6 protein-coding genes are annotated in these 5,244 nt (G+C 35.2%); 2 read left to right on the forward strand and 4 right to left on the reverse strand.

All coding sequences use genetic code 11. The features are described 5' to 3' along the window. Both I2F17_RS07015 and I2F17_RS07020 read right to left on the reverse strand, forming a co-directional pair. On the reverse strand, positions 1 to 202 hold a 202-nt coding region (locus I2F17_RS07015; RefSeq protein ID WP_211139429.1), incomplete at its 3' end, for a hypothetical protein. Positions 203 to 226: 24 nt separating this feature from the next. Beyond that, positions 227 to 1,198 carry a LysR family transcriptional regulator gene (locus I2F17_RS07020; protein ID WP_196422524.1) on the reverse strand — a complete coding sequence of 324 codons (972 nt, stop codon included), beginning with the start codon at positions 1,196 to 1,198 and terminating at the stop codon, positions 227 to 229. A 129-nt stretch (positions 1,199 to 1,327) separates the two neighbouring features. Here I2F17_RS07020 and ahr point away from each other — a divergent pair, with 129 nt between their 5' ends. Further along, entirely contained in the window at positions 1,328 to 2,344 is a 1,017-nt protein-coding gene (gene ahr, locus I2F17_RS07025; RefSeq protein ID WP_211139430.1) for an NADPH-dependent aldehyde reductase Ahr, read from the forward strand. 76 nt (positions 2,345 to 2,420) lie between these two features. Beyond that, complete coding sequence (locus tag I2F17_RS07030; protein WP_211139431.1) at positions 2,421 to 3,869, forward strand: aldehyde dehydrogenase family protein; 1,449 nt, start codon at positions 2,421 to 2,423, stop codon at positions 3,867 to 3,869. A gap of 247 nt (positions 3,870 to 4,116) precedes the next feature. Here I2F17_RS07030 and I2F17_RS07035 read toward each other — a convergent pair whose 3' ends face one another. Together I2F17_RS07035 and I2F17_RS07040 are read right to left on the reverse strand one after the other, a co-directional pair. Continuing rightward, positions 4,117 to 4,989 carry a MurR/RpiR family transcriptional regulator gene (locus I2F17_RS07035; RefSeq protein WP_211139432.1) on the reverse strand — a complete coding sequence of 291 codons (873 nt, stop codon included), beginning with the start codon at positions 4,987 to 4,989 and terminating at the stop codon, positions 4,117 to 4,119. Between the two features lie 44 nt (positions 4,990 to 5,033). After that, on the reverse strand, positions 5,034 to 5,244 hold a 211-nt coding region (locus tag I2F17_RS07040; RefSeq protein WP_235985929.1), incomplete at its 5' end, for a hypothetical protein.

Here is a 5,244-nt window from a genome sequence, read left to right on the forward strand (position 1 = left end):
GAATGGTTGAATGGTTGAATGGTTGAATGGTTGAATGGTTGAATGGTTGAATGGTTGAATGGTTGAATGGTTGAATGGTTGAATGGTTGAATGGTTGAATGGTTGAATGGTTGAATGGTTGAATGGTTGAATGGTTGAATGGTTGAATGGTTGAATGGTTGAATGGTTGAATGGTTGAATGGTTGAATGGTTGAATGGTCAATATTCTCACTCTATATCTATATTTTTAAATTGAGGTAGGCATTAATGTGTGTATTTTTTGCTTGTGCTTGGTCAGCTCCTGACAAGAAAAATGGTATTCTTGACTATCATGAGAAATATGATCAGACATAAAATCTATAAATAATCTGACTCTAGGTGGAAGGGTATCTTTTTGTGCATAAATCAAATATAAACCACGGCGTTCACTGGTCATTTCCGGAAATAATGGAATGAGTTCACCTGTTTTAAGATAATTGTATGCATTTAAGTTATCAACTAAACCTACACCTAGCCCATATAACACGGCATCTACTTTAGCTTCTGAATTATTTGTACAAAAATAAGGATTTACATTTTTAAAAATCATTTGATTTTCATTTTGAAATTCCCACGGCTGTATTCTTCCTGTAATTGTGTTTCGATATACCACACAACGATGTTCATCAATTTCATCTAAATTTTTGGGATATCCATATTGTTGTATATACCGAGGCGAAACACACGCAATGTCTTGTATATTACATAATCTTTTTGCAATCACTTGAGCCTTAGGTTCAAAAATGGCTTTAAAACTTAAATCTATTCGATGTTCAACCATGTCAAAACTATTGTCTTCCATCAGCAATTCAATTTCGATCAATGGGTACATTTGATTAAATTCATAAATCAGAGGCAGTAGTATTTTTCGGCCAATTGATGGTGTTGCTGTAATTCGAATGAGGCCTTCATGTGGGTTTTTTGCCGTTTTGGTCTCATAAATAATGTCTTGAATATTTCCCACAATTGGTTTGGTTTGATTGTAAAAAATTGTTCCTTCTTCTGTGAGTGTATTTTTTCTCGTTGTTCGATAAAATAATCTAATTCCTAAATGATCTTCCAATTGCTTAATGCTATTACTAATCGATTGAGGCGTAACTCCATGTTTAATCGCAACTTTATTAAAATTCCCTAACTCAACAATTTGTATAAACAATGAAATAGATCTTAATTCGTTCATCGTGATATGATCCTTCAAATGCTCAATTATCAATAAAAATTTGATTATGTTTCATCAATTCTAAACTACAAATTGTTATTTAAACACTTTATTCTTTAATCTTAGTTTACTAAATAGGCTAGTTTAAAGATGAGTGTTCAAAGTTATGCAGCAATGCAAGCAAATGAAGTATTACAACGATATGACTATGAGTTTGGTGAGCTACTTGTTGATGAAGTAGAAATAGATGTCGAATATTGTGGTATATGCCATTCAGACCTATCTATGATCAACAATGAGTGGAATATGTCAAAGTATCCACTGATTGCAGGACATGAGATTATTGGACGTATCTCTGCATTAGGCGAATCTGCAAAAACCAAAGGTTTACAGATTGGACAAAAAGTTGGTCTAGGTTGGAATGCTAAAAGCTGTCAACATTGTGACCAATGTATTAGTGGCAATCAGGTGAACTGTACTCAAGCGGTAACGACAATTTCAAACCGTGGTGGTTTTGCCAACAAAGTACGTGCAGATTGGCAATGGGCAATTCCCCTACCCGATCATATCGACCTTGTTTCTGCAGGGCCTTTACTGTGTGCCGGCATTACAGTGTTTAAACCATTACTCACACACAATATCAATGCCATGAGTAAAGTGGCTGTCATTGGTATAGGTGGACTAGGGCATATTGCCATCAAACTCCTCCATGCTTTAGGTGCTGAGGTTACGGCATTTACCTCCTCTACATCAAAAGCAGATTCTATTCGTGAAATGGGTGCAACACATGTTGTTAACAGTAAAGATCCTAAAGAATTAGAAGCTGTGGCAGGTAAATTTGACTTAGTGATCAGTACAGTTGCTGTAAGCTTAAAATGGACTGATTTCTTCAATGCACTTGCTGTTAATGGTAAATTTCACACCGTTGGCATTGTGTTAAAACCACTTGAAATCCCATCTATGTCGCTTATAAATGGTGATAAATCAGTAACAGGTTCAGCTACAGGTTCACCATGGCAACTCAGAACCTTATTAAACTTTGCTGCCGATAAATGTGTTACACCAATGGTTGAGGTGTTTCCTATGTCTCAAATTAACGAGGCCATTGCACATTTAGAAGAAGGAAAAGCAAAATATAAAGTTGTACTCAAAAATGACCTAAATTGATTTGAAAAATATTTCAAACATTTAGCCATCCACTATATATCAGCATTCAAGCATCACCCGCAGAAGGATTTAAAAAATGAGCTTATTGATTGACTACAGCAAACAATTTATCAATGGATCTTGGGTACAAGGATCTTCAGAAAAGAAAATTAAAAACACCAACCCATACAATGGTGAAGAATTAAGTGTTATTCAAGCAGCCGATAAAAATGATGTAGATCAGGCCTATATTACAGCATCTACGTCTTTTCAGCAGTGGAGTAAAACACCTGCAGAAGAACGTAAACAATTAATACAACGCATCGGTGAAGTGATTAAAACTCATCGTGAAGAACTTGTTGAATGGCTGATTAAAGAATCTGGCAGTACACATACCAAAGCCAATTTTGAAATTGATGCATCATTGACCATGGTCATGGCTTCAATGGACTATACTTCTGAAGTAAATAAAGCCACTGCCTTAAAAAGCTTACGTGAAGATAAAAAAAGTCAGTTTTTTCGTAAACCACTTGGTGTGATCACGGTCATTAGCCCTTGGAATTTCCCATTCCATTTAAGTATGCGCTCAGTATTACCAGCAATTGCGTTAGGCAATACCGTTGTATTAAAACCTGCAAGTGATACCCCTGTTACAGGTGGTTTAATTCTTGCCCGAATACTAGAATTGGCAAAAGCACCTCAAGGCTTGTTGAATGTTGTTGTTGGCTCAGGCAGTGAAATTGGCGATTATGTAGTTGAACATGATTTGTCTAAATTTGTTTCATTTACAGGTTCAACAGGAATTGGTAAACAAGTCGCCAAGCTTGCTGTTTCATCAAATAGAATTAAACGTGTAGGATTAGAACTTGGAGGCAATGCACCACTTGTTATTTTAGATGATGCACCTTTAGATTTGGCAGTCGCATTAACCATTAATGGCCGATTCTTACACCAAGGCCAAATTTGTATGAGTACCAATAGAGTGATTGTAGATGCTAAAATTTACGATCAATTTATTGAAAAATTAATACCTGCGGTCAAAAACATTAAGTCTGGTGATCCATCACTCAAGGACACATTGGTTGGGCCGATTATTAATCAATCTCAAATTGACAGTATTAAAGGTATTATTGCAAAAGGTCTAGAGCAAGGTGCAGAACTTCTTGTTAAAGGTGAAATTTCAGGCAACCTGATTACACCACACGTCTTTGGCAATGTTCAACCAGATATGTCATTGGCTAAAGAAGAAAGCTTTGGCCCTGTTTTACCCATTATCAAAGCACGTGATGAAGCACACGCTTTAGAACTTGCAAACGACACAGAATATGGTCTATCAAGCGCTGTATGTAGTGCAGATGTTGAGCGTGGCTTGAAATTTGCGATTGGTATAGAAGCAGGTATGACTCATATTAATGATATTTCTGTCGGAGAGAGTCCTTTTGCACCATTCGGTGGTGAGAAAAACTCAGGTTTAGGCCGTTTCAACAGTGAATGGATTATAGAAGAATTTACTGCAACACATTGGATTACTACGCCAACGCAATAAATAATCATCTTTACATTAGCCCCTTTATGATTAATAAAGGGGCTGATTTTTTATGAAAAAAATAAATAAAAATTTATTATTTTTAACATACACATTGTACTTAAATCATCGTGTTTTTAATGTGGAAAATCCCTTTAATTCGTCACTTATTTACCCGTATATCATCTAAAATAGTATTATTTTTAATACTCTATTCGTCATGAACTACTCAACGCATAAAACTCAATTTTTTTGCCATTCATCACATCTATTTCTCAAATCGATCATTAAAATAAGCACCTGATTGAATAATAAATTCTTCATTGATTTTGACTTTTTCAACGGCATTTTGTCCATTTTTAGACAGTAATGCCGCTAAAAGTGCTTCAGAGATACCTAAACCCGATGAAATCGAAGGAAAAAATGATGGACTGTCTGTAGAAAACCATAATGTTGATATGGCATGCGTTGCAAGAGGTGACGTAACATGGTCTGTAATCGCAAAAATCTTACTTCCTGCAGTTTTGGCATTATTCATCACTGAAATAATTTCTCGCGAATATGGATGAAAACCAACAACGATCACCGCATCTTTTTTCGAAAAATCTCTCATATACATTTCTAAGTTGCTGGCTAACCCATCAATTAAGGTAATATTTTTATTAAATAACTTATAAACATAAAATATAGACCATGCAATTGGAAAACTGGCTCTAAAGCCACAGATATAAATATGGTCGACATGATCAAAAAGATCAACAAACTGTTGAAATGATTCTTTATTTTTTTGATGTGTAGCAATTAAATTACTCATTTGAGACTCAAACAATAAGTCATATAGATCATTACCTAACTCATTGCTTAAGTCATTCACCATTTTTTGTGCTTTTGAGGTATAACTTTGATCGTTTCGCAATCCATTTAGAACAATAAAATCATCTTTTAAACCATTCCATCCCTCATAACCTAAACACTTTGCGAGCCTTAATAAGGTCGCAGGTTTAACCTCTGCTTTTAAAGCAAAAGCTCTCATCGACAGTACAATCAGCTCTTGCTCATTGTCTAAGATAAACTGAGCAGATCTTTTAAGTTCAGGCGATAGCTGTGAAAAATGATCAATTATTTTTTCTCTAGGATTCATATGACCTTACAACCATCTAAGTAAACAGTATTCAATCCTCTATCTTACTGATTCATTAAGCAAACTTCACCTTTATTTTCAGGTGTATCACTTCCTTTTCTAAATAATTCCCAAGCAACTTTCCCCACTTGAACCGTAAAGATTACCGTTGCAATCGTATTTTCATGATCAGAATCGAAGGGCGAAGCTCTATAAATAGGAAATTCGCTGTTGCTTGTGTCAAAAAGTGCCTGTAGACATTCTAAATGTGTTAAA

It is taken from the genome of Acinetobacter baretiae, from assembly GCF_015627105.1.
GTDB classification, from domain to species: Bacteria; Pseudomonadota; Gammaproteobacteria; order Pseudomonadales; family Moraxellaceae; genus Acinetobacter; species Acinetobacter baretiae.